The sequence below is a fragment of the Enterobacter quasimori genome, from assembly GCF_018597345.1.
Taxonomy (GTDB): Bacteria; Pseudomonadota; Gammaproteobacteria; order Enterobacterales; family Enterobacteriaceae; genus Enterobacter; species Enterobacter mori.
The window spans coordinates 255,474-279,779 of sequence record NZ_JAHEVU010000001.1; the positions used below are offsets into that span (position 1 = coordinate 255,474).

A 24,306-nucleotide genomic window follows, 5' to 3' on the forward strand; every position below is an offset into this window, starting at 1 on the left:
TGGCTAGTGGGTATTCGATGGTGCGGTTTGTTGCCCTCACCCTGACCCTCTCCCATAGGGAGAGGGAAAACACCCAGCCCGTAGGCCCGGTAAGCGAAGCGCCACCGGGCGGAACGGTTTAAATCGACGTACGGCGATAGCTGCGGTATTCAGGCTTCCAGAAGTTGTCGTCGATGGCCTGCTGCAGCGCGTCGGCAGAGGTTTTCACCGCCACGCCCTGCTGCTGCGCCATTTTACCTACCGCAAACGCGATGGCGCGCGACACCTTGTGAATATCTTTCAGCTCTGGCAGCACCAGCCCTTCGCCGTCGTTGACCAGCGGCGAGTGGCCCGCCAGGGTTTCGCTTGCCGACATCAGCATTTCGTCGGTAATGCGGGACGCGCCGGAGGCGATCACCCCCAGACCAATGCCCGGGAAGATGTACGAGTTATTGCATTGGGCAATCGGATAGGTTTTATCCTTCCACACCACCGGATCGAACGGACTGCCGGTCGCGACCAGCGCGTTACCTTCGGTCCAGGCGATGATGTCCTGCGGCGTTGCTTCCACGCGTGAGGTCGGGTTAGAGAGCGGCATCACGATAGGGCGCTCGCAGTGCTTGTGCATCTCGCGGATGATCTCTTCGGTAAAGAGACCGGTTTGTCCGGAAACGCCGATCAGAATATCCGGCTTCACGTTGCGCACCACGTCCAGCAGGGAAAGAACTTCGTTGTCGGTATCCCAGTTTTTCAGGTTGTCGCGCTTCTGCACCAGCTTGGTCTGGAACGGCAGCAGGTTCGGCATACCGTCGGTCAGCAGGCCGAAACGGTCCACCATAAAGACGCGGGAGCGGGCCAGCTCTTCGCTTAACCCTTCGCGCTGCGTCTGGGCGATAATCTGCTCGGCGATACCGCAGCCCGCAGAGCCTGCGCCAAGGAAGACGATTTTCTGGTAGCTCAGCTGGCTTCCCGCTGCGCGGCTGGCGGCGATCAGCGTGCCTACGGTCACGGCTGCGGTGCCCTGGATATCGTCGTTAAAGGAGCAGATCTCATCGCGATAGCGATTCAGCAGCGGCATCGCGTTTTTCTGCGCAAAGTCCTCAAACTGCAGCAGCACGTCCGGCCAGCGGTGCTTCACGGCCTGGATGAAGTCGTCGACAAACTGATAGTACTCGTCGTCGGTAATACGCGGATGACGCCAGCCCATATAGAGCGGGTCGTTCAACAGCTGCTGGTTATTGGTACCGACATCCAGCACCACCGGCAGGGTATACGCCGGGCTGATGCCGCCGCAGGCGGTGTAGAGGGAGAGCTTACCGATGGGGATCCCCATCCCGCCAATGCCCTGGTCACCAAGACCCAGAATACGTTCGCCGTCGGTCACCACGATGACTTTAATATTATGGTTCGGCACGTTCTGCAGAATATCGTCCATGTTGTGACGGTTCTGATAAGAGATGAATACCCCGCGGGAACGGCGATAGATCTCCGAGAAACGCTCGCAGGCGGCACCCACCGTCGGGGTGTAGATCACCGGCATCATCTCTTCGAGATGGTTTTGCACCAGGCGATAGAAGAGGGTTTCGTTGGTGTCCTGGATGTTGCGCAGGTAGATGTGTTTGTCGATTTCCGTCTTGAAGCCCTGATACTGGATCCAGGCGCGCTCTGCCTGTTCTTCAATGGTTTCAACCACTTCAGGTAAGAGACCTAGCAGGTTAAAGCTGCCGCGCTCTTCCATGCTGAAGGCGCTGCCTTTATTGAGCAGGGGAAATTCGAGTAAAACGGGTCCGGCGTATGGGATGTATAAGGAACGATGTTTTTTCAGTTTGTTGTCCATGTCACTCACTCTTTTTATGAAGATCCGTCCCTGACACTGCTGTTTGTCATCTTTCTGGCCTGTGCTACGGGGTGCGGTCGGGCGGTATTATAAAGGAGCTAAATATTAATTACCGCAACGTATAAACAAAAACACCATCGGGATTACCGATGGTGTCGTAAATATCTTCCTGGAACTTACTTGCCGGCGTGGCGTTTTCTGCCCGTGGCGTGGGTGACCTGCGTTTCACTGTCGCCCTCAATCACCACTTTACGTTGGTTTGAAAGCTTGTAGTTCAGTCCCAGAATATGGCGTGCCTGACGGTTCGATTTCATGTTAACTCCTCAATCCTGTTGATAGTTTTAAGGACAAGCTTGCTTACGCAAACGAAATGTAACCCCTTAGGTTGCAGATCCAGCTTAGCAGGTTTTTACAAAGGTGCGTTTCGCCCGCTGACGACGTAGTTAATGGTCTGCTGGTAGATGTCACTGAGGATGTCATTATCTGTGGATTCCACCCACCTGGTCAGTTCCATCAAAATGTCATCTTCAGTCACAGCACCGTGCTCGGCGTGAAGACCCTGCGCAATGGCGTTAACGAGTTCCGGTTGTGCTGCTGTAGTATTTGCCGGGTAATAAGTAAACATGCTGCCTCCGTGTCGTTGTCTGTTTAATGTTACGGCGTGCAAAAATATAATTCACATTCAGAATGGCAAATATTTCCGGCACTGTGTGTAAGATTCATCTTAGAATTAAAAAAGTCATAAGTGCATGCTTTTATGTGCTTTTAAAAAGAAGGGGAAATCAGTGGGAGAGTGGGCGGATATTTGCGGGTTGCTCCTGCTATCGTGGAAATATAGCAGGAGCAGATTTTAACTTACCACTTCATTTCGCCGGTATTCACCTTAGCGCTTAACTCAAGAGAGCTGACTTCGGCCAGGTCCGGCTGCTGTTTTTTCATCGCGGCAATCACGCCAGCAGAATCCTTATGCTTGGCCAATGCCTGTTCAAACTGCTGCAGATACGTGCGGGTAAAGTCGATAGCGCCGGTTCCGGCTGGCGGCGTACCGAGGTAGTGGCCCGGGATCACGCGCTCTGGCTTGTGCGCGACCATATTATCCAGGGTTGCCTGCCACTGCTGACGGCGAGCCGACGTTTGGGTATCCGCTGTCCAGACGTGAATGCCCCAGGAGACGCCGGTGCCGCCGAGGATAGTCTTCGCTGATGGGATCCACACATAGGCCGCGTAGCTGTCTGGCTCCTCAATATCAATCTTTTCTCCGTCAACCATAAACGTGGTGGACGCGAGCACCTGCGGGACAACCAGCTCCGTTGGCGCGCCGTCTTTCATCTGCGGACCCCAGAAGGCGAGTTTGGCGTCTTTGGTGGCTTTGATATGGTCAACCACATGCTGCGTGGCCACCACTTTGGCATTCGGGAAGGCTTTCACCAGCGGCTGAAGGCCAAAATAGAAATCCGGATCGCCGGAGGTGATCACAATCTTGTTCAGTGTTTTCCCGCTTTTGCGGATTTTTTCTACCAGCGCTTCGCCATCTTTCACGCTGAACTGCGCGTCAAACAGCACCGCCTCTTTCGGGCCGGAGACCAGCGTGGAGGAGACCGCAAAAATGCCTTTTTCCTGCGGGTTATAGGTATCAATGGTCAACGGCGCGGCAAACACAGCCGGAGTAAAAAGGGTGGAAAGCAGGGCAAGGTGAGTGAATTTCATGCTGTTGTCTCTGTTGTTCAGGAATATCGCTATTGTACGGATATTCGCATTTGCCAGAATTCCTGAAACAAGACATGCTTTGTTTCATAAATCGAGCAAATGGAGTGTTGTATGGATCGCGTAATTGCTGCTCAGGTCTATAACCGAATATGCGAGCTGGGGAGCCTGAGCGCGGCAGCCCGTGCGCTGGGTATTTCTCGCCCAATGGTCAGCCGCTATCTGGAACAGATGGAAAAGTGGGCGGGAACGCGGCTGGTAAACCGCTCGACGCGCAAGCTGACGCTGACGGCAGCAGGGGAAAAGGTGCTGCAAAAAACGCGCACGCTTTCGCAGCTGTCGCAGGAAATTGAAGATCAGTCGGCAAAAGATTTGCCTTCAGGCACGCTGCGGGTAGCCTGCGCGCATTTTACCGCTATGCACATTATCGCGCCGGTGCTGCCCGATCTGCTGTCCCGGTTTCCGCAGCTGCGCGTTGAGCTGGACGTGAACAACCATCCGGTGAGCCTTGTCGGAGAACGGATTGACGTGGCGATTCGCATCACGGATAACCCGGAACCGGGAATGATTGCCCGCAGGCTGGGTGAGTGCCGCTCCGTACTCTGTGCATCGCCGCAGTATCTCGCGACCCACGGCACGCCAGTACATGCGGATGACTTAGCGCAGCACAACTGTCTGCACTACAGCTTTTTCGCTGGCCAGTCGTGGCACTTCCTGACGCCGGAAGGGGAAAGCGTCAGCGTCGCCGTAAGCGGCAACCTCAGCGCCAGCATCTCATCATTGTTGATGGACGCGGCAGAAAAGCACTGCGGCATTGCGATGCTGCCAGAGCAGGAAGCACACGTCGCGATTGAGCAGGGTACGCTGGTCCCGTTGCTGAGCGGGCTGAAACCCAGAACCTTAACCATTCACGGTATTTATCAGTCCCGGGAATATCAGCCCGCGGCGCTGCGCGTCTTTCTGGACGAAATTGCGCGCTATCTGTCTAACGACGCACGGCAGAGCTGATGGCTATTTCGCATTCAGCCAGGGGGATGACGTGCTCCAGAAGATGATATCAGCGCCGAGATAATTCTCTGCAAACTGCACAAACTCAGTTTTGGTGAACGGTTTTCCGGTCTCCGGGTTGCGGTAGGTCAGGGTCGGCTCCTGAACGGCCATGGCGACGAGGGCGAGTTTACCTTTGTACTGATTGAAGAACGGGTAAGCGTTCTTCATGTGCGCCTTGCGGTTGGGAACGATATCCGGGCCGCCGAGGCCGACGTTGTTGGCGCTGGCGAAGGCAAACAGGCGTCCCATGTAATCGCGATCGTTATTCCACTCGCACGGCCAGAAGTTGACATACTGCACGACGTGGGACTGGCTGAACGCCTTTCGCGCATAGGCCAGGTTTTCCATTTCTCCGGCAAAATAGGTATCACATGTAAATCCCTTCGGTGGCTTTTTCTCGTCAAGATCTATCGCCGTTTCGGGAAGATTCACGCCATACACCCGGCCATCAAACTGCTTAGCAATGGCGGCCAGTAACGCCTGATACCGCTGACGCACGGCGGGATCCCACTGTTGAGCTACCCAGCCCGAGCCAACCGGTTTACCTTCCCCTGGGTTATCAAACTGCGGCGCAATGCCGCCGCCGTATTGCTTATCCTTCATCAGATAGTCAGGAACATAGCGGGCATCTTTTTCGAAAAAACGATCCTGAATTTGAATAAAGAGTTTTTTATTGGCGGCCTTGAGGCGCGCCAGATCCCGTTCAATCTGCGAGAAGTCATAGCTGTCCTTCTCTTTCTCCAGCGCGCGCCAGCTGTAGACGATCTGCACGCCGCCGATGTCGCTTCGCGCAACAAGCGGGAACGCTGCGTCGAGATCGCCTGAACTGGTATAAATAAAGTTTTCCGGCGTCTTTGCCAGCACAGACAGCGACATAGCCAGCGTCATTACCGCGAGGACCGTCCTGATTTTTAGCGTCATATGTTTATCCTTGTTGTCGGTAGGGTAGAGGTAAGTTACGGAATTGTCTGGGTTCAGGGGAGTGCCAGAGGCATAGTCTATACTTAACCCTTTGTAAGCCAAAAGGAGAGCAAGAATGACGATTCATAAGCACGGTTCGGCACACTGGTCTGGTGACATCAAATCAGGAAAAGGGACGGTTTCAACGGAAAGTGGCGTCCTGAATCAACAACCTTACGGCTTTAACACCCGTTTTGAAGGCGCTAAGGGCACGAACCCGGAAGAGTTGATTGGCGCAGCGCACGCCGCCTGTTTCTCAATGGCGCTGTCGCTGATGATTGGTGAAGCGGGCTTCACTGCGGATTCCATTGACACCACGGCGGATGTCTCGCTGGATAAAGCCGACGGTGGTTTTGCTATCACGAAAATTGCGCTAAGCAGTAAGGTCACCGTGCCGGGTATTGATCCGCAGAAGTTCGACGGCATCATCCAGAAGGCCAAAGCCGGATGCCCGGTATCGCAGGTATTAAAAGCGGAAATCACGCTGGACTATAAGCTCAACTAAGTCTAAAGCCGGGCGCCCGCCCGGCTAGCCCTTCAACGCTGTCGGGAACACGTCACCCAACCACGTAATAAATGCCCGCAGGCGATGCGTCAGATGCCGGTTCTGCGGATAAACCACGTGAAAAGGATAATCCGCAGGACGCCATTCATGAAGGATTTCAACTAACGCTCCGGTTCTCAAAGAGGAACGGGCCGCGTAGCCAAACGTCTGAATAATTCCCAGCCCCGCGACCGCCGCCGCCAGGTGCGCATTGCTTTCGTTTACCCCAAGATAGTGCGGCACGCTGATGTCCAGCGCCTCGCCGTTTTCTCTGAAGCGAAAAGGAAACGCCCGTCCGGTCACGGGTGAGAGATAGCTCACGAGCCTGTGCCCATTGCGCAGCTCTTGCGGGTACGCGGGAATGCCGTGACGCTTCAAATAGTCGGGTGACGCACAGGTCACCCTTTCCGCCTCCCCGATGCGGCGGGCGATCAGCGTTGAATCATCAAGCGGGCCACCGCGGATCACGCAGTCCACGTTGCCGCCTATCAAATCTACCGGGCGGTCGGCCACGCCCAGATCGATGCGAATATCCGGATACCGCTGCATAAAATCCGGCAGCAGGGGGATCAGCACGTCACGCGCGGTGGAGCCGCCGACGTCTATACGCAAATGTCCTTTGGGCGTACAGCAGGAGGCGCGAAACGAGGTGTCGATATCCTCAATGTCAATCAGCACTCGCAGGGCTTTTTCATAATATTCCGTCCCCTCGAGCGTCGTCACGACGCGGCGGGTCGTCCGGTGCAGCAGCCTCGTTTCCAGATGCGTTTCCAGCGATTTGACCAGCTTGCTCAGCGTGGCGATCGGCATGTTCAGAGAATCTGCCGCACGCGTGAAGCTGCCAGATTCAACGACTCGCGTAAACGCCCGCATCGCCAGTAATTGATCCATGCTCCCCCCGAATTATTTCTCTGTGTAAATAGTCATTTTCATTTTTGCCCATTTTTCACCAATAACGCCAGCGATAAAGTGTGTTCAACCCAACCCCCTTATTAAAGGTGAATACAATGAACACAACGCTCGCAGGAAAAATCGCACTGGTGACCGGCGGCAGCACAGGTATTGGTCTGGCAACCGCGCAGGAGCTGGCGGCACAGGGTGCTAAGGTTTATATCACCGGTCGCCGCCAGGCCGAGCTGGATGCCGCCGTTGCCAGCGTCGGTGCCGCTGCCGTGGGTACCCGCGCAGACGTCTCTTCGCTTGCCGATCTCGACCGGGTCTACGCCCAAATTGCACAGGAAGCAGGTCGCCTGGATATCCTGTTTGCTAACGCAGGCGGCGGGGACATGCTGCCGCTCGGGGCCATCACCGAAGAGCAGTTTGACCGGATTTTCGGCACCAACGTGCGTGGCGTACTGTTTACGGTACAAAAAGCGCTGCCGCTGTTGGTCACCGGCTCATCCATCATCCTTACAGGGTCGACCGTGTCGGTGAAAGGGACCGCCAACTTCAGCGTGTACAGCGCCAGTAAGGCCGCCGTGCGTAACTTTGCCCGCTCCTGGGCACTGGATTTGCAGGGGCGGGGCATTCGCGTCAACGTCGTCAGCCCTGGTCCGGTCAAAACCCCGGGACTGGGTGACCTGGTGCCGGAAGCGCAGCGCCAGGGGCTTTACGACGCATTGGCCGCTCAGGTTCCGCTGGGCCGCTTAGGGGCACCGGGCGAGGTCGGTAAAGCGGTGGCGTTTCTGGCCTCCGACGCGGCCAGCTTTATTAACGCCGTCGAGCTGTTTGTCGACGGCGGAATGGCACAAATCTAATCCGCATTTCGCCAGCAGCGCACGTTTCGGCCCTCACGCGAGGGCTGTAGCGTCTGAGGGCGTTCACACCCCTGCGCCGCCATCGGGCAGCGGTCGCGAAAATAACACCCTTCTGGCAGATGGCGGTTACCCGGAAGGTCCGTTTTACGCAGCGCCAGCGCTTCATCCAGCGGCACGCCGGTTTTCGGGACGGAGTCCAGCAGCAGCCGCGTATACGGATGCTGAGGATCCCCCAGAACCTGCGCGGCGCTTCCCAGCTCAACGATTTGTCCCAGATACATCACCGCCACGCGGTCGCTCATGTGCCGGACCACCGAGACGTTATGCGAGATCAGCACGTAGGTAAGATTGCGCTGCTGCTGCAGCTTGATCAGCAGATTGAGGATCTGCGCCTGCACGGAGATATCCAGAGCGCTGGTGGGTTCATCCAGCACGATGACGTCAGGATCGGAGGAGAGCGCGCGGGCGATGGCGATGCGCTGGCGCTGGCCGCCCGAAAACGCGTGGGGAAGCCGATCGAGATATTCCGGACGAATCCCGACCTGCAGCGCCAGATCCTCAGCAAGCTGGCGACGTTCACGTACGCTGCTGCGTTTTTGCACCCACACCGGCTCGGTGATAATCCGCCAGACCGGCAAACGCGGATCGAGCGACGAGAGCGGATCCTGAAACACCATCTGCATATCGCCAGCATGGTGCGTCCGCTGGCAAACGCCGGTACTGGGTTTGAGCATCCCCATCAGCAGCTGCGCCAGCGTGCTTTTGCCGCAGCCGGACTCTCCGACAATGCCCAGCGTTTCGCCCCGATGGAGCTGGAGATCCAGCCCGTTGAGGGCGTGAACCTGCTCGGTAACGCGCCCAAGCCAGTTTTTGCGCGCGGTAAAGTTCACGTGCACGCTGTTCAGTTCCAGCAGAATGTCAGACATGATGTCCCCCCTGTTGCGGGTACCAGCATGCCGCCTGTTGGCCTTCAGCGCCATGTGGCATCAGGCGGGGCGTTTCGCCGCATTTCGCGCCAGCGGCAAAGCAGCGCTCGCGAAATGCGCACCCGCGCGGAAGCTGGCTGAGGTTGGGTACCGTGCCGGGAATGGCGGGTAGAACGTCGCGAGGTTGGCCGTTTTCCGGTGCGCACTGCAGCAGGCCGATGGAATAGGGATGAACAGGATGATGAATTAACGTCTGCGTGGCGCCGCTCTCTATCACGCTCCCGGCATACATCACGTACATCCGGTCACAAAGCTGCGATACCACCGCCATATCGTGGCTGATAAACAGCACCGAGGTACCGCTGGCGCGCGCTTTATGCTTCAGTAACCGCAGCACCTGCAGCTGGACGGTCACATCCAGCGCGGTGGTGGGCTCATCCGCAACGATCAGCTCCGGCTCGCAGGAGAAGGCAAGGGCAATCATTACCCGCTGACGCATGCCGCCGGAAAGCTCAAACGGATAGCGCTCCATCACTCTGGCCGCGTCGGGAATTTGCATCTCCTCCAGCAGGCTGATGGCTTTTTGCTGCGCCTCCCGCCGGGAAAGCGGCTGATGCTGGCGGATCACCTCCACCATTTGTTTGCCGATGCGCCGGGTCGGATTGAGCGCCGTCATCGGCTCCTGAAAAATCATCGCCACCTTCGCGCCACGCCACTGGCGAAGCTGTTTTTCCGTGGCGTTCAGCACGTCTTCACCCAGCAGAGTGACCTTTCCGTGATGAACACGGTAGCTACCTTCCGGCAGCAGGCGCATCGCCAGCATCGCCGTCACCGATTTGCCCGAACCGGATTCGCCCACCACGCCGACGATTTCCCCGCGCTTGATCTCCAGCGAAACGTGGTTAAGCGCATGAACGTCTCCGCGAAAAATCGGGAAGCTCAGGTGTACATCTTCTATCGCTAAAACGGCATCACTCATCACTGCTTTCCTCCCGATTTCGGATCCAGCAGGTCGCGGATCCCATCGCCAAACAGGTTAAAACCGACAGCGGCGATCAGAATCGCCGCTCCCGGAAAGGCGCAGTACCACCACTGGTCAAGCACGTAGTTGCGGCCAACGGCGACCATCGCCCCCCATTCGGCGGTGGGCTGCTGCGCGCCTAAACCAATGAAGCCCAGCGTGGCGGCCATCAGGATCGCGCTGCCGATATCCAGTGAGGCCTGCACAATCAGCGGCGGCAGGGCGTTGCGCAGGATGTGCCAGCTGATCAAGTGCCATCGCGAAGCGCCAAAGGTACGTGCGGCCTGCACGTAGGTAAACTGGCGCACCACCAGCGTTTGCCCGCGCGCCAGGCGGACATAAAACGGAATGCGCACAATCGCAATCGCCAGCATGGCGTTAAACAGGCTCGGGCCGAGCGCGGCGGCCAGCGCCATCGTCAGCACCAGCGAAGGGATGGAGAGCATAATGTCCATAATCCGCATGATAATGGCGTCACCGCGCCCGCCCAGCACGCCGGACAGACAGCCGAGCAGCGAGCCAATACCGCCCGCGATCGCCACCACGGCTAACCCTGCGGTAATGGATTGCTGGCTGCCAATCAGCACCCGGCTGAACAGATCGCGGCCCACTTCATCGGTGCCAAACCAGTGTTGTGCAGACGGTGCCTGCAGGCGGGCGGTCAGATCGAGCGCGTTCGGGTCGTGCGGTACGATCCATGGTGATGTCACCATCAGCGCCAGCATCAGCAGCATTATTACGCCGCCAATCAGCGTGAGTGGGCTTTGGCGCAGCATCCAGAACAGCTTTGCCCAGTTGATGCGCTGCTTTGCGGGCTTTACGGGGACGGACGTTTCCTGAGTTAACATCATTCGGCACCTCCGCGCCCGATTCGTGGGTCAATCCACAGATAGAGCAGATCCACCACCAGATTGACGAAGACATACGCCAGCGACACCACCACCGCGAAGCCCATTACTGCCGGGAAATCCAGCGCCTGAATAGAGGTCACCACCCAGGCACCCATTCCCGGCCAGGCAAAGACGGTTTCGGTCAGCACCGCACCGTAAAGCAGATCGCCCAGCGCCAGCCCGAGCACCGTAATCGACGGGATCATCGCATTGGGCAGAGCATAGCGCAGGACGATGTACCAGCCCGGCAGGCCGCTGGCGCGGGCGGTGCGGATGTAATCCTCGCTAAGCTGCTCCAGCATCGCCGAGCGAACCTGTCGCGCGACAATTCCCAGGTGAACAAACGCCAGGGTGAGCGAGGGGAGAATCAGGTGCTGCAGCGCGTTGAAAAACACCTCGCCGTTGCCTTCCAGCAGCGCATCAAGCAGATAAAACCCGGTCACGTGCGTGGGCGGATCGAGCCAGTCATCCAGCCTGCCGCCGCCCGGGAGAATTTGCAGTTGTCCGTAGAACAGCACAATCACCCCCAGCCCCAGCCAAAACGCGGGCGTGGAGATGCCGGTCATCGCCATCAGCCGCACCAGGTGGTCCAGCCAGCGGTTACGGTAGACCGCGGATAAAATCCCCAGCGGCACGCCAATCACCAGCGCCAGCAGCAGGGAGCAAAAGGCCAGTTCCAGCGTGGCGGGAAAAAAGGCCTTCAAATCTTCCGCCACCGGCCGCCCCGTGCGGATGGAGGTGCCTAAATCACCGTGCGCCAGCGCGTCCACGTAGCGGCCAAATTGGACCCAGAGCGGCTGATCCAGCCCCAACTGCTGGCGGATGCTCTGGACCATTTCGTCGCTGGCGCGGTCACCGGCCAGCAGGCGGGCCGGATCGCCGGGGATCATGTGTGAAATAACAAAGGTGATAATACAGACACCGGCCACCACCAGGAGTAACCCCCAGCAGCGCTGGCGCAGAATGCTCCAGAACGTCATACATTTTCCCCCGGCGAGAGCCGCTACTTGCTCATGGTGGCGATGTTGAACACCTGCTCGAGCATCGGATTAAAGGTGAAGCCTTTGACCTCTTTGTTCATCGCCAGCTGGTAGTTTTTCTGGAAGAGATAAACGTAGGCCGCCTCGTCAATCACCACTTTTTGCGCCTGCTGATAGTCTTTGGTGCGCTCGGCCTGGTCAGTGGTTTTCAGCGCCGCCTGAAGCAGGGCATCGACCTCTTTGTTCTCATAGAACGCGCGGTTGCCCGGCAGCCCTTTCTTGTCCGATTCGAACCAGTAGTTCATGAACATATACGGGTCGGCAAAGTCCGGGCTCCAGTTGCCGATGGCAATGTCGTAATCGCCTTTGCCCACGCGGTCGCGCATGGTGGCGTTGGCCAGTTTCTCCAGCTTGACGTTAATCCCGAGCTTGCCGAGGCTCGCCTGAGTGGAAAGGGCGATCGGCTCCCAGTTCGGATCGTTGTCGGAATAGAGGAACGTCAGGCTGGCGGGTTTATCCTTCACCTTTTCCAGCGCCGCTTTGGCTTTGGCCTCGTCAAGGCTGTACTGCATGGCGGTGGCGTCATAACCCCACATGCCGTCCGGGATCGGCCCGCGCATCTGCTTGCCGTTGCCGCTCAGAATACCTTTCACCATCCCCTGATAGTCCGTCGCCCAGGAGACTGCCCGGCGTAAATCAGCCTGGTTCATCGGCGCTTTGCTGTTGTTCAGATAGAGATAGGTCACACGCAGGGACGGGTATTCCGCGACGGTCACTTTGCCTTCCTGCTTGAGGGCGGAAAGCTGATCCACCGGCAGAGAGTCGGCGATGTCCAGATCGCCACGGGAAAGCTGCAGGCGGCGCGATGCGCTCTCGCCAATGATCTTCACCGACACGCGCTTAAAGTGCGGCTTGTCACCCGGCCAGTGTGGGTTCGGTACCAGCACCAGCTGCTGGCCTTTCTGCCAGCTTTTCAGCATGAACGGGCCAGATCCTGCCGTGTTTTGCGCCAGAAAACCGCGTGCATCATCGGCGGAGTTGGCTTTTAGCGCCGCCGGGTTAATGATGGAGGCCCCGTCGTTCGCCAGCGTATAGAGGAACGGGGCAAACGGCTGGCTGAGGGTAAATTTCACCGTGTGCTCATCAACCGCATCAATCTTGAGATCTTTCGGGAAGGCTTCCGACGGGCCCTGAGCGATTTTCAGCAGACGTTCGAAGGATAGCTTGACCGCCTCGGCGGTGACCGGCGTACCGTCGGAGAATCTGGCGTTGTCCGTCAGGGTAAATGTCCACTCTTTCTGGTCGTCGGACGCTTTCCAGCCCGTCGACAGATCGCCTTCCACCTCGGTCGTGCCCGGCTTGTATTTCACCAGACGTTGATAGGACGGGTAGGTGACCGTCCAGTCGTTGTTATCAATTGTCACCGCCGGGTCGAGGGTTTGCGGATCGGCCGCCTTGCCAATCACCAGCATATCTTTGGGAACGGCTGCCAGTGCAGCGGTAGAAGTTAACGCCAGCGTAGCGGCGATCAGGGTGGTCAGAAGCGTTTTTTTCATGGCCGGGCTCCAGTATTAACGTGCAGCGTGTGTGGTCGAAAAACAGGGGAATTGATCGTCTAACAGCGGGTAGCCTGCGGCATTTGGCAGCTCGAAATGCCACCACTCGCTGCTGATGCCCACGAATCCGCCGCCAAACATAATGGCGTTGAGCAGCAGGCGGTTGCGCTGTGCCTGCGGCGGTACGGAAGGGTGATACGGATGCGAGCGGTCGTGCATTTCGTCAAACCCGGCACCCATATCCAGCACGTGACCCCGTTCATCCATCAAGGTGACGTCGATGGCGGTCCCCCGGCTGTGGTTCGAGCCAATGGCCACATCAACCACGTATTCCGGGTTTGGGCAGGCATCCCAAAGCTGCGCCTGGGCCTCCTGCGGACGGTAGGCGTCGTAGACCACCAGTTTCAGTCCGGCCAGGGTAGCAATGCCGATCGATTTCGCTAACGCGGTAGCCGCATCGGTATGCAGCAAGCATCGCGCTTCCTGATAAATCGGCCTGCCGGTGATGTTGTCATCGGTGGCGTATTTAAGATCGATATGCAGCGCGGGAAACGTCTTCGCCACATCAACCAGTTGATACTCGTCGGACATTGATACACTCCTTTAGCGTTCGAATTGACCAAACTCTTGTTGTAGCTGTCGGTTTACCGCGATGCGATCCGGCAGCGCTTCACCCAGTGCTTCCACCACGCCCGAGAGCAGCAGGTTGAACAGGCAACTGACGGGGGCAAGCGAATCCCAGAAGTGTCCGGTATCGGTTTTCACCTGCAGTAAATCGATAGGGTAATCCCGCGCCCACGGACACCAGATATCGGTAATGAGCGCCATCGGAATGCCTTTCTCACTCGCGACGCGACAGTACTGACGGGCGATAGCGGAGTAAGCGCGGGTATCGGTCAGCACCACGTAGGGGTTGGCAAATCCGGAGTTCAGGGACTCCACCCAACTACCGGATAACCCTTCTGAGTAGCTCACGCGCGGGCGCAGATATTCCAGATGGCTGAAGAACGCATTAGCGATCCCGCGCGTCGACTGAATACCCAGCACAAATACCGCGTCTGCACGGGCAAGCTGATGGACCACCAGCCTGAAGGCCTCGCTTTGCGCCAGCTGGTACACCTGCGTAATCGCGTCGATTTCCAGGGAAAGCGAGTGCTGAACGCGGTCCGACAGCGGTTGCTGCTGCTGCCACGAGTCAAGACGCTCGTTCATGCCCCAGGGCTGATAAGGGTCGCGCAGGCTTTTTTTGGCATCGTCCAGATTGCGGTAGCCCAGCTTGCGCAGGAAGCGCCCGACGGTGATCCCGCTGGTCCCGGTAATCATCGCCACGCTTTCTGCCGTTTCAAAGGGGATCTGCGCGGCGTGCGCCAGCATCCAGCTTGCCACCCGCTTTTCGCTTGGCGTGAGCTGACTGAAGGTCGCTTCGATACGGCTCAGCACTTCAGGTTGTGTTGTCATACCGCCTCGCTGTTAACTGGCTGTCAATTGCCGGATTTTTGTTACCTGATTAACAATGCAGGACGCGTGCCATGTTCACAGAGGGCGGTAAAACCCGCTATGCAGCAAAGTTAATGCAATATTTGTTTAACCAATGATCAACATTTGTGCAGCGTAGTTCACTTTTGGTGCATTGGTCGAAGCGGAGGAGAATGATTTTGGTGAATACGTCAGTGCCTTCACATTTTTGTTAAGATTGAAGGACACTGAGCTGGAAAGGAAAATCGGCATGGCGAATTGGCCCTGGCGTGTCAGCGTGCGGCTGATCGCGTTCGCAAAGAAAAGTATCCTGGTGTTGGGGATTATCCTGTTTGTACTGCTCGCCGTGCGGGTTTATCTCTCGCAGCAGGGGCCGGAACTGCACCGCTGGCATACCTGGCGCGCGGATGAAATGTCTGTCCAGGAGATGGACAAGGCAAATTTTGCCCAGTACCTGACCCGCGAAAACGCCATTTTCAGCGCGCTGGAAAACGAGGTGACGGCGAAAACGGAAGCAGAAGAGCAGACCCCTCTTAACCGCTACAACCGCCAGAGCCTGGTATGGCCAGGACAGTTTTCACCCGATGCCAACCGTTCATTTGTGCTGATGCCAAAAGGAAAACCACGCGGAGCGGTGGTGCTCCTTCACGGACTGACGGATTCGCCTTACAGCGTAAAACACCTTGCGGTTAACTATCAGCAGCACGGTTTTGTCGCCGTTGGTCCGCGCCTGCCCGGTCATGGCACTGCGCCTGGTGCGTTAACGGATGTCGATTGGGAGATGTGGATGGCGGCGACGCGGCTTGCCGTACGTGAAGCGACGCGTCTGGCGGGTGACGCGGTGCCGCTGCATCTGGTGGGGTATTCCAACGGCGGGGCACTGGCTATGAAATATGCCCTTGATGCGCTCGACGCCCCGACGTTGCGTAAACCTCAGCAGCTGGTTCTGCTGTCACCCATGATTGGCGTCACGGCGTTCGCCCGTTTTGCCGGATTCGCCGGGCTCCCCGCGATGTTACCGGCATTTGCCAAAGCCGCGTGGCTCAACATTGCTCCAGAATATAACCCTTACAAATATAATTCGTTTCCGGTGAACGCGGCGCGACAGTCGTGGTTACTGACGCAGGCGTTGCAGCAGCAGCTTAGCCATGATGCACAGAGCCACCGCCTCGACCAGCTCGCGCCGGTGATAGCTTTTCAGTCCATCATGGATTCTACGGTCAGTACCCGGGCGGTGGTGACGGGGCTGTTCGACCAGCTTCCGGCAAACGGCAGTGAACTGGTGGTGTTTGATATCAACCAGGCGGCGAGCTTCCGTCCGTTGTTTAAACCCTCTTCATGGACAGCGCTTGCCGATCTCCTGCCTGCGGCAAAAAGGCGTTACAGTGTCACGGTGGTGACCAATCGCAGGGTAGACAGTGATGACACGGTTGCTAAGATTACGCCTGCGGAGAGTACGCGTGAAACGGTCGTCCCGCTCTCCACTTCGTATCCGCAAGAGGTCTATTCGCTCTCGCATGTGGCCATCCCGTTCCCTCCTGAAGATGATCTGTATGGCCGTCATCCGGAGGTCAAAAACCGCTATGGCATCAGCCTGGGAACCATTGCGCTGTGGGGCGAGACATCGGTTCTTAGCGTTGGGAAGGATGCGCTCATGCGAGTCACGTCGAATCCGTTTTACGACTATATGCAGGAGCGGATTAACCGGCGCATCGACGGAAATTAATTGGTTTGATGAATAGATTAGGCCGCAAGGGGGAAGTATGTTAAACAGTAACTTCCAGACGTTTACCTCATATTCGGACCCCGACTCTGTGCTTACTACTCTCATTTATCGAAGCCAGTTGAATTTATCCTGCAGCTCTGCAGAGCTCAGCGCGCTGGTTGAAAAGGCCAGGATCCGTAATACGGGGGAGAACATCACCGGTATTCTTCTCTCGAACGGAAGCGAAATCCTGCAACTTCTCGAAGGGAAAGAAGAGAGCGTGGTGAAACTCTTCCATAAAATCCGTGAAGATGAACGGCATGCAGGCGTGGTAGAGCTTATGCGGGATTACGGTCCGCGCCGACGTTTCGACAACGTCGGCATGCTGCTGTTCGATCTGCAGGTTCAGTCGCAGAAAGAGGTTCTGGAATCGGTTCTACATTACAGTAAGCTCGAGAGTTATCTGACATCTGACGATCGGGTGTTTAAATTTATCCAGTCGTTTATTACCGGCGATAAATCGACATCGTCTGGCTCGCATTACGAACCTGAGAAATGGACGCTTTCCCGCGAGAGCACGGATTTTGGTGACGCCTTAGGGCTGTTCGCGGATCAACCCTGCCAGTTTGCCCTTCAGCCGATTGTCGAGCCCTCGGAAGGCAAAATTAGCTCTTTTGAAGCGCTGATCCGCGGAAATGACGGCGGAAGCCCGGAGCATTTCTTCAATACTCTCGACCCGGAAAAGATTTACGAGGTCGATCTGCAAACCAAAGCGTATGCCTTCGCGCTGGCCGAAAAGCTGGGGATCGGGAGCCACAAGCTTGCAGTGAACCTGCTGCCAATGTCGCTGGTGAATGTGCCTGGCGCAGTTGAGTTTCTGGTCGAACAGATCGGCAGGTACGGTTTACAGCCTGAACAGGTCATCATCGAAGTGACCGAAAACGAGATGATTTCTGGTTTCAATAAGTTTAACAGCGCCATTAAACAGCTGCGTGCAGAAGGGATTGGTCTGGCTATTGACGATTTTGGCTCTGGCTATGCCGGACTTTCTCTGCTGACTCGATTCCAGCCGGATAAAATTAAAATCGACCGGGAGATTGTCAGCAATATTCACCTGAGCGGTCCGAAGCAGGCGATTGTGCGCTCAATCATTAGCTGTTGTACCGATCTTGAAATTACCCTGGTGGCCGAAGGCATCGAGAAGCTCGAAGAGTGGTTCTGGCTGGAGTCTGCCGGAATACGCCGTTTTCAGGGCTTTTTGTTTGCTCGCCCACAGCTGAACGGCGTGTCTGATATTAACTGGCCGCATATGACGCGTTGATCGCGCATTCTATACAATTCCTTCTCGACTATTTCCCCCTTGTGCCAGGCTGTGCTTAAATAGCTAAAACGGTTTAACAATGTTTAGCAAAGAGGGTGACATGAAAAAGATCTGGGTTCTTGGTGATGCCGTAGTGGATCTCCTGCCAGATGGGGAAGGCAGGTTATTGCAATGCCCCGGCGGCGCACCGGCAAACGTGGCGGTTGGTGTGGCGCGGCTGGGGGGAAACAGCGCGTTTATCGGCAGAGTGGGCGACGATCCTTTTGGCCGCTTTATGTATCAGATATTAGCTGATGAGAAGGTTGAGGTGCGGCAGATGCGCCTTGACCCGGCGCATCGTACCTCTACGGTGGTTGTCGATCTGGATGACCACGGCGAACGCTCGTTTACCTTCATGGTGCGCCCGAGCGCCGATTTGTTTCTGGAACCCGCCGATCTGCCGTCCTTCAGCGCCGGTGAGTGGCTGCACGTCTGCTCCATCGCCTTAAGCGCAGAACCGAGCCGCTCAGCGGCGTTTCAGGCGATGGCCTCCATCAGAGAAGCGGGTGGTTACGTCAGTTTCGACCCCAATATTCGTCCGGATCTCTGGGCTGATGAGAACGAACTTCGCCGCTGCCTCGAACTGGCTTTGCAGCACGCAGACGTGGTCAAACTCTCCGTTGAGGAGCTGACGTTTTTAACCCACGACGCTCAGGTAAAAACCGGGCTGGAGTCACTGATGCGCTGCTGTCCGGCCCGTCTGGTGCTGGTCACGCTGGGCAAAGAGGGCGTTATCGCCTGGCATGATGGCGCCGTGAAACACTTTCCGGCAACCTCCGTGGAGTGTGTTGATACGACCGGAGCAGGTGATGCCTTCGTGGCCGGTCTTCTCTACGGACTGGCCGCCGGTCAGGAACTTGTCCCGGTCATCGGACTCGCGCAGCGCTGCGGCGCGTTAGCCACGACGGCGAAAGGGGCAATGACCGCGCTGCCTTACCATCACGAACTGTAATTCCCCCCCATGGCCGCCCTTAGGCGGCCTGAATTGTCGCCTCGATCACACAAACTAAATCGGTTTAGCAAAAAACGTTGCCGATCCAAATTTCACAGGTTTAGTATCAGCAACCTAAACCGGTTTAGCAATTTAGCACTTTTAATAAATTCTTTTAGGGATGCGACAAAATGTATAAAAAACGCAGACTTGCCGTGATGATAGGCATGCTGGCCGGCAGTACCTCTGTTTTTGCCCAAACGGATATGACAAGCATCGAAGCGCGCCTTGCCGCGATGGAGCAGCGCCTCCAGGCTGCGGAAACCCGCGCACAGGTTGCCGAGAAACGCGCCACGGCGGCGGAGCAAAAAACGCAGCAGCTTGTGGCGGCACAGCAGCAGGCGCAAACCACCACTCAGGAGGTGGCGCAACGTACCACGGTGCTGGAGAAAAAAGCCGACCAGAGCAGCGGGTTCGAGTTCCATGGCTACGCCCGTTCCGGGCTGCTGATGAACGACGCGGCCTCCAGCAGTAAAAGTGGTCCATACCTGACGCCAGCCGGGGAAACCGGTGGTGCAGTAGGGCGTCTGGGTAACGAAGCAGACACCTACGTTGAGCTGAACGTGGAGCACAAACAGACGCTCGACAGCGGGGCGACCACCCGCTTCAAGGCAATGCTTGCCGACGGTCAGAAGACCTATAACGACTGGTCCGCCGATACCAGCGATCTCAATATTCGTCAGGCCTTTGCCGAACTGGGAAATCTGCCAGATTTTACCGGCGCGCTAAAGGGCAGCACCTTCTGGGCGGGTAAACGATTCGATCGCGATAACTTTGACATTCACTGGCTGGACTCCGACGTGGTGTTTCTCGCCGGGACCGGCGGCGGCGTGTATGACGTGAAGTGGAACGAGAACCTGCGCAGCAACTTCTCAATTTATGGCCGCAACTTTGGCAGCGAAGAGGAGATCGACAATAACGTTCAGAACTACATCCTCAGCATGAACCACTTCGCCGGTCCGCTCCAGGTCATGGTCAGTGGCTTACGCGCAAAGGATAATGACGACCGTAAAGACAGCAGCGGCGATCTGATTAAAACCGATGCGGCGAACAACGGCGTGCACGCCCTGGTGGGCCTGCATAACGAGAGTTTCTACGGGCTGCGTGAAGGTTCCGCCAAAACGGCGCTGCTCTACGGCCACGGTCTGGGCGCCGAGGTCAAAAGCATCGGTTCGGATGGCGCGTTGCTGTCGGAAGCCGATACCTGGCGCTTTGCAAGTTACGGTGTCACGCCGCTCGGCGGTGGCTGGCATATCGCGCCTGCCGTGCTGGCGCAGAGCAGCAAGGACCGCTACGTGAAAGGCGACAGCTATGAGTGGGTCACCCTGAATACGCGCCTGATCAAAGAGGTCACGCAGAATTTCGCCCTCGCGTTCGAGGGTAGCTATCAGTACATGGACTTAAACCCGGAAGGCTACAAGGATCGTAATGCTGTCAACGGCAGCTTCTACAAGCTGACCTTCGCCCCGACGTTAAAAGCGGGCAAGATTGGCGATTTCTTCAGCCGTCCGGAGCTGCGCCTGTTTGCCACCTGGATGGAATGGAGCAGCAAACTGGATAATTACGCCAGCGATGATGCCTTTGGCAGCAGCGGCTTCAACGCCGGCGGGGAATGGAACTTTGGGGTTCAGATGGAAACCTGGTTTTAACCCATCACGCACCCGCCTGGCGGGCGCGTTTCGCACATCATAAAAAAGAAGTCAGGCAGAGGTATCTATGGATTTTAATCAAATCGCCCGCGAGCTTATTCCGCTGCTCGGTGGCAAGGAAAACATCGCCAGCGCCGCCCACTGCGCAACGCGTCTTCGTCTGGTGCTGGTCGATGACGCGCTTGCCGATCAGCAGGCTATCGGCAAGGTCGAGGGTGTAAAAGGCTGTTTTCGTAACGCCGGGCAGATGCAGGTGATTTTTGGCACGGGCGTGGTCAACAAGGTGTACGCCGCATTTATTCAGGCGGCGGGGATTAGCGAATCCAGTAAATCGGAAGCCGCGGACCTGGCGGCGCGCAAGCTGAACCCGTTCCAGCGCATTGCCCGTCTGCTCTCCAACATCTTTGTGCCGATCATCCCCGCGATTGTGGCGTCCGGTCTGCTGATGGGCCTGCTCGGCATGGTGAAAACCTACGGCTGGGTTAACGCGGACAACGCGCTCTACATCATGCTGGACATGTGCAGCTCGGCGGCGTTTATCATTCTGCCTATCCTGATTGGCTTCACCGCCGCACGCGAATTTGGCGGCAACCCCTATCTGGGGGCCACGCTGGGCGGGATCCTGACCCACCCGGCGCTGACCAACGCCTGGGGCGTGGCGTCCGGTTTCCACACCATGAACTTCTTCGGCCTTGAGATCGCCATGATTGGCTATCAGGGCACGGTATTCCCGGTGCTGCTGGCCGTCTGGTTTATGAGCATCGTGGAGAAAAACCTGCGCCGCGCGATCCCGGACGCGCTGGATCTGATTTTGACGCCTTTTCTGACCGTGGTGATCTCCGGCTTTATTGCGCTGTTGATTATCGGCCCGGCAGGGCGCGCGCTGGGCGACGGTATCTCCTTTATCCTGAGCACGCTCATCGAACACGCGGGCTGGCTGGCCGGGCTGCTGTTTGGTGGGCTTTATTCGGTGATTGTGATCACCGGTATTCACCACAGCTTCCACGCCATCGAGGCCGGGCTGCTGGGTAACCCGTCGATTGGTGTTAACTTCCTGCTGCCTATCTGGGCCATGGCGAACGTGGCGCAGGGCGGTGCCTGTCTGGCGGTGTGGTTCAAGACCAAAGATGCCAAAATCAAAGCCATTACCTTACCCTCGGCGTTTTCTGCGATGCTGGGCATCACCGAAGCGGCCATTTTTGGTATCAACCTGCGCTTTGTAAAACCCTTTATCGCCGCGCTGATTGGCGGCGCGGTGGGCGGCGCCTGGGTGGTGTCGGTCCATGTCTATATGACCGCCGTTGGCCTGACCGCTATTCCGGGAATGGCCATCGTGCAGGCCAGCTCGCTGCTCAACTATATTATCGGCATGGTGATTGCCTTCGGCGTGGCGTTTACCGTCTCGCTGCTGCTGAAATATAAAACGGACTCTGAATAATGACCTTCGCTTCCCGCTGGCCTGCGATACTGCAGGCCGTCATGAAGGGCCAGCCGCGCGCGCTGGCCGACAGCCATTACCCCGCGTGGCACGCCGCGCCGGTGACGGGGCTGATGAACGATCCCAACGGGTTTATCTGGTACGCCGGGCGCTACCACCTGTTTTATCAGTGGAATCCGCTGGATTGCGATCATCGCTACAAGTGCTGGGGACACTGGAGTTCAGCGGATCTGGTGCACTGGCAGCATGAGCCGCTGGCGCTGATGCCGGATGAAGAATATGACCGCAACGGCTGCTACTCCGGCAGCGCCGTGGATAACCAGGGCGTGCTGACGCTGTGCTACACAGGCAACGTGAAGTTTGACGACGGCAGCCGCACGGCCTGGCAGTGCCTGGCCGTCGAACAACCGGACGGAAGCTTTAAAAAACGGGGTCCGGTGCTGCCGCTGCCGGACGGTTATACCGGACACGTCCGCGACCCGAAGGTGTGGCAACACGACGGGGAGTGGTACATGGTGCTGGGCGCGCAAGACGTGCAAAAGCACGGCAAAGTGTTGCTGTTCACATCCAGTGATTTAAAGCGCTGGCAGCCTTGCGGCGAGATTGCCGGTCACGGCGTCAACGGCCTGTCGGACGCGGGGTATATGTGGGAGTGTCCGGACCTGTTCGCCCTCGATGGGACGCACGTGTTGATCTGCTGTCCGCAGGGGCTGGCGCGCGAGCCGCATCGCTACCTCAATACTTATCCGGCGACCTGGATGAGTGGGGCGTTTGACTATCAGCGCGCGACGTTTGATCACGGCGAGTTACACGAACTGGACGCGGGGTTCGAGTTCTACGCCCCGCAAACCACGCAGGCGGAAGACGGACGGCGTATCCTCATTGGCTGGATGGGCGTGCCGGACGGGGAAGAGATGCTCCAGCCGACGCGGGCCCATGGCTGGATCCACCAGATGACCTGCCCGCGTGAACTGCGGTATCGCGACGGCAGACTTTGGCAAACGCCCGTTCGTGAACTGGAAACGCTGCGCGAGACCGAATGTCAGTGGCAGGGTGCTGCCCGCGGTGCGCCCGTTCTGGATGCGACGAGTCTTGAGTTTGAGCTGGAAACGGCGTGTGTGAATGTTGATTTTGCCGGCGCGATGCGCCTTCGCTGGGATGAGAAGGGGCTGCGTCTTGAACGCGCCAGCCTGAAAAATGGCGAAACCTTGACCCGCTTCTGGCTGGGTGACGTTAACCATTTACGCGTGCTGTGCGACCGTTCCAGCGTTGAGATTTTCATCAATCATGGCGAAGGGGTGATGAGCAGCCGCTATTTTCCTGCTCATCCGGCCAGGGTGCGCTTCGAAGGTGCGTCCGACATCACATTACGCTACTGGTTGCTGCGCCGCTGCATGATAGAATAGGGGTTTTGGCAGCCGGATCTAAGTCGTTGTGAGAAAAACAAAACGCGTCACAATTAAAGACATCGCGGAGCTGGCGGGGGTTTCAAAAGCCACCGCCAGCCTGGTCCTGAACGGACGCAGCAAAGAGCTTCGGGTGGCGGAAGAGACCCGCGATCGCGTTCTGGCGATTGCCAAAGAGCATCACTACCAGCCCAGCATTCACGCCCGTTCGCTGCGTGATAACCGCAGCCACACCATTGGTCTGGTGGTCCCGGAGATCACCAACTACGGTTTTGCCGTCTTTTCTCACGAGCTGGAAACGCTGTGCCGCGAGGCGGGTGTTCAGCTGCTGATTTCCTGTAGCGATGAGAATCCGGGGCAGGAGACCGTGGTGGTCAATAACATGGTGGCGCGCCAGGTAGACGGTTTGATTGTTGCCTCCAGCATGCTGAATGATGCGGACTACCAGAAACTGAGCGAGCAGCTGCCCGTTGTCCTCTTTGACCGCCATATGAACGACAGCTCTCTGCCGTTGGTCATTACTGATTCGATTACCCCCACGGCGGAACTGGTGGCCGAGATCGCCCGCCAGCATCCTGATGAGTTTTATTTCCTCGGCGGGCAGCCACGGCTTTCCCCGACGCGGGACCGTCTGGAAGGCTTTAAGCAAGGTTTACGTGAGGCCAACGTCGAACTACGTCCGGAGTGGATCATTCACGGCAATTATCACCCCAGCTCCGGCTATGAGATGTTCGCTGAGCTTTGCGCGCGCTTAGGCCGTCCGCCTAAAGCCCTCTTTACCGCCGCCTGTGGCCTGCTGGAAGGGGTATTGCGCTATATGGGGCAACATAACCTGTTGCAAAGTGATATCAGGTTAGCCAGTTTTGACGATCATTATTTGTATGATTCGCTGACGATACCGGTTGATACCATTCGCCAGGACAACCGCCAGCTGGCGTGGCACTGCTTTGATCTGATTGGTAAATTGATCGACGGCGAGGCTCCGCAACCCGTGCAGCGGAAGCTGGATGCCACCCTTCAGCGGCGCTTTAAAGGGGTAGAGTAACCCTGTCTGGATAAGGGGATAGTTCAATAACT

Annotated in this window: 23 protein-coding genes; 10 read left to right on the forward strand and 13 right to left on the reverse strand. The window is 57.3% G+C overall.

Annotated elements, in window-relative coordinates; translation table 11 throughout:
- Positions 1 to 118: 118 nt before the first annotated feature.
- The 4 genes from KK102_RS01180 to KK102_RS01195 form a co-directional block, all read right to left on the reverse strand.
- Positions 119 to 1,816, reverse strand: coding sequence for an NAD-dependent malic enzyme (locus tag KK102_RS01180; protein ID WP_126544733.1), 1,698 nt, complete (start codon positions 1,814 to 1,816; stop codon positions 119 to 121).
- 176 nt (positions 1,817 to 1,992) lie between these two features.
- Positions 1,993 to 2,130 carry a stationary-phase-induced ribosome-associated protein gene (gene sra / locus KK102_RS01185; RefSeq protein WP_013096533.1) on the reverse strand — a complete coding sequence of 46 codons (138 nt, stop codon included), beginning with the start codon at positions 2,128 to 2,130 and terminating at the stop codon, positions 1,993 to 1,995.
- 95 nt (positions 2,131 to 2,225) lie between these two features.
- A complete protein-coding gene (gene bdm / locus KK102_RS01190) occupies positions 2,226 to 2,441 on the reverse strand; it encodes a biofilm-dependent modulation protein (RefSeq protein WP_014883903.1) in 216 nt (71 codons plus the stop codon).
- A gap of 230 nt (positions 2,442 to 2,671) precedes the next feature.
- Positions 2,672 to 3,523: a Vmh family MBL fold metallo-hydrolase gene (locus tag KK102_RS01195; protein ID WP_216356743.1), complete on the reverse strand. Its 852-nt coding sequence runs from the start codon at positions 3,521 to 3,523 to the stop codon at positions 2,672 to 2,674.
- A gap of 111 nt (positions 3,524 to 3,634) precedes the next feature.
- On the opposite strand from KK102_RS01195, the gene KK102_RS01200 reads away from it, so the two are divergent.
- Complete coding sequence (locus tag KK102_RS01200; RefSeq protein WP_216356744.1) at positions 3,635 to 4,528, forward strand: LysR family transcriptional regulator; 894 nt, start codon at positions 3,635 to 3,637, stop codon at positions 4,526 to 4,528.
- A 3-nt stretch (positions 4,529 to 4,531) separates the two neighbouring features.
- On the opposite strand, the gene KK102_RS01205 is transcribed toward KK102_RS01200, so the two are convergent.
- Positions 4,532 to 5,491, reverse strand: coding sequence for a hypothetical protein (locus KK102_RS01205; RefSeq protein WP_216356745.1), 960 nt, complete (start codon positions 5,489 to 5,491; stop codon positions 4,532 to 4,534).
- A gap of 115 nt (positions 5,492 to 5,606) precedes the next feature.
- Between KK102_RS01205 and KK102_RS01210 the strand changes: the two genes are divergently transcribed.
- On the forward strand, positions 5,607 to 6,035 hold the full coding sequence (locus tag KK102_RS01210) for an OsmC family protein (protein ID WP_126544730.1): 429 nt from the start codon (positions 5,607 to 5,609) through the stop codon (positions 6,033 to 6,035).
- Between the two features lie 24 nt (positions 6,036 to 6,059).
- Here KK102_RS01210 and KK102_RS01215 read toward each other — a convergent pair whose 3' ends face one another.
- A complete protein-coding gene (locus tag KK102_RS01215; RefSeq protein WP_216356746.1) occupies positions 6,060 to 6,965 on the reverse strand; it encodes a LysR family transcriptional regulator in 906 nt (301 codons plus the stop codon).
- A gap of 116 nt (positions 6,966 to 7,081) precedes the next feature.
- On the opposite strand from KK102_RS01215, the gene KK102_RS01220 reads away from it, so the two are divergent.
- The gene (locus tag KK102_RS01220) at positions 7,082 to 7,831 is read left to right on the forward strand and encodes an SDR family oxidoreductase (protein WP_216356747.1); all 750 of its coding nucleotides are present in this window, start codon (positions 7,082 to 7,084) and stop codon (positions 7,829 to 7,831) included.
- Here the strand turns inward: KK102_RS01220 and KK102_RS01225 are convergent.
- The 7 genes from KK102_RS01225 to KK102_RS01255 are packed head-to-tail and all read right to left on the reverse strand — an operon-like array spanning position 7,828 to position 14,662.
- A complete protein-coding gene (locus KK102_RS01225; RefSeq protein WP_126544727.1) occupies positions 7,828 to 8,757 on the reverse strand; it encodes an oligopeptide/dipeptide ABC transporter ATP-binding protein in 930 nt (309 codons plus the stop codon). The two genes, KK102_RS01220 and KK102_RS01225, sit on opposite strands and share 4 nt — an antisense overlap.
- Positions 8,750 to 9,736, reverse strand: a complete 987-nt coding sequence (locus KK102_RS01230) for an ABC transporter ATP-binding protein (protein WP_216356748.1) — start codon at positions 9,734 to 9,736, stop codon at positions 8,750 to 8,752. Before KK102_RS01230 ends, KK102_RS01225 begins: the two co-directional genes overlap by 8 nt.
- The gene (gene ddpC / locus KK102_RS01235) at positions 9,736 to 10,629 is read right to left on the reverse strand and encodes a D,D-dipeptide ABC transporter permease (protein WP_216356749.1); all 894 of its coding nucleotides are present in this window, start codon (positions 10,627 to 10,629) and stop codon (positions 9,736 to 9,738) included. The genes KK102_RS01230 and ddpC overlap by 1 nt, the downstream gene beginning before the upstream one ends.
- Positions 10,626 to 11,648, reverse strand: a complete 1,023-nt coding sequence (locus tag KK102_RS01240; RefSeq protein ID WP_126817046.1) for an ABC transporter permease — start codon at positions 11,646 to 11,648, stop codon at positions 10,626 to 10,628. The genes ddpC and KK102_RS01240 overlap by 4 nt, the downstream gene beginning before the upstream one ends.
- Positions 11,649 to 11,671: 23 nt before the next feature.
- Positions 11,672 to 13,204, reverse strand: a complete 1,533-nt coding sequence (locus KK102_RS01245; protein WP_216356750.1) for an ABC transporter substrate-binding protein — start codon at positions 13,202 to 13,204, stop codon at positions 11,672 to 11,674.
- A 15-nt stretch (positions 13,205 to 13,219) separates the two neighbouring features.
- Positions 13,220 to 13,795, reverse strand: coding sequence for a D-alanyl-D-alanine dipeptidase (gene ddpX / locus KK102_RS01250; RefSeq protein WP_010431314.1), 576 nt, complete (start codon positions 13,793 to 13,795; stop codon positions 13,220 to 13,222).
- 12 nt (positions 13,796 to 13,807) lie between these two features.
- On the reverse strand, positions 13,808 to 14,662 hold the full coding sequence (locus tag KK102_RS01255; RefSeq protein WP_216356751.1) for a MurR/RpiR family transcriptional regulator: 855 nt from the start codon (positions 14,660 to 14,662) through the stop codon (positions 13,808 to 13,810).
- Between the two features lie 268 nt (positions 14,663 to 14,930).
- Here KK102_RS01255 and KK102_RS01260 point away from each other — a divergent pair, with 268 nt between their 5' ends.
- From KK102_RS01260 to KK102_RS01290, 7 genes are all read left to right on the forward strand, one after another.
- A complete protein-coding gene (locus tag KK102_RS01260; RefSeq protein ID WP_216356752.1) occupies positions 14,931 to 16,406 on the forward strand; it encodes an alpha/beta hydrolase in 1,476 nt (491 codons plus the stop codon).
- A gap of 88 nt (positions 16,407 to 16,494) precedes the next feature.
- Entirely contained in the window at positions 16,495 to 17,706 is a 1,212-nt protein-coding gene (locus tag KK102_RS01265) for a diguanylate phosphodiesterase (RefSeq protein ID WP_126544721.1), read from the forward strand.
- A 100-nt stretch (positions 17,707 to 17,806) separates the two neighbouring features.
- Positions 17,807 to 18,697 carry an aminoimidazole riboside kinase gene (locus KK102_RS01270; RefSeq protein ID WP_216356753.1) on the forward strand — a complete coding sequence of 297 codons (891 nt, stop codon included), beginning with the start codon at positions 17,807 to 17,809 and terminating at the stop codon, positions 18,695 to 18,697.
- A gap of 170 nt (positions 18,698 to 18,867) precedes the next feature.
- Positions 18,868 to 20,385, forward strand: a complete 1,518-nt coding sequence (locus KK102_RS01275) for a carbohydrate porin (protein WP_216356754.1) — start codon at positions 18,868 to 18,870, stop codon at positions 20,383 to 20,385.
- 67 nt (positions 20,386 to 20,452) lie between these two features.
- Positions 20,453 to 21,823, forward strand: a complete 1,371-nt coding sequence (locus KK102_RS01280) for a sucrose-specific PTS transporter subunit IIBC (protein WP_126544719.1) — start codon at positions 20,453 to 20,455, stop codon at positions 21,821 to 21,823.
- Complete coding sequence (locus tag KK102_RS01285; protein ID WP_216356755.1) at positions 21,823 to 23,229, forward strand: sucrose-6-phosphate hydrolase; 1,407 nt, start codon at positions 21,823 to 21,825, stop codon at positions 23,227 to 23,229. The genes KK102_RS01280 and KK102_RS01285 overlap by 1 nt, the downstream gene beginning before the upstream one ends.
- Positions 23,230 to 23,257: 28 nt before the next feature.
- Complete coding sequence (locus tag KK102_RS01290; RefSeq protein WP_216356756.1) at positions 23,258 to 24,274, forward strand: LacI family DNA-binding transcriptional regulator; 1,017 nt, start codon at positions 23,258 to 23,260, stop codon at positions 24,272 to 24,274.
- Positions 24,275 to 24,306 lie beyond the last annotated feature (32 nt).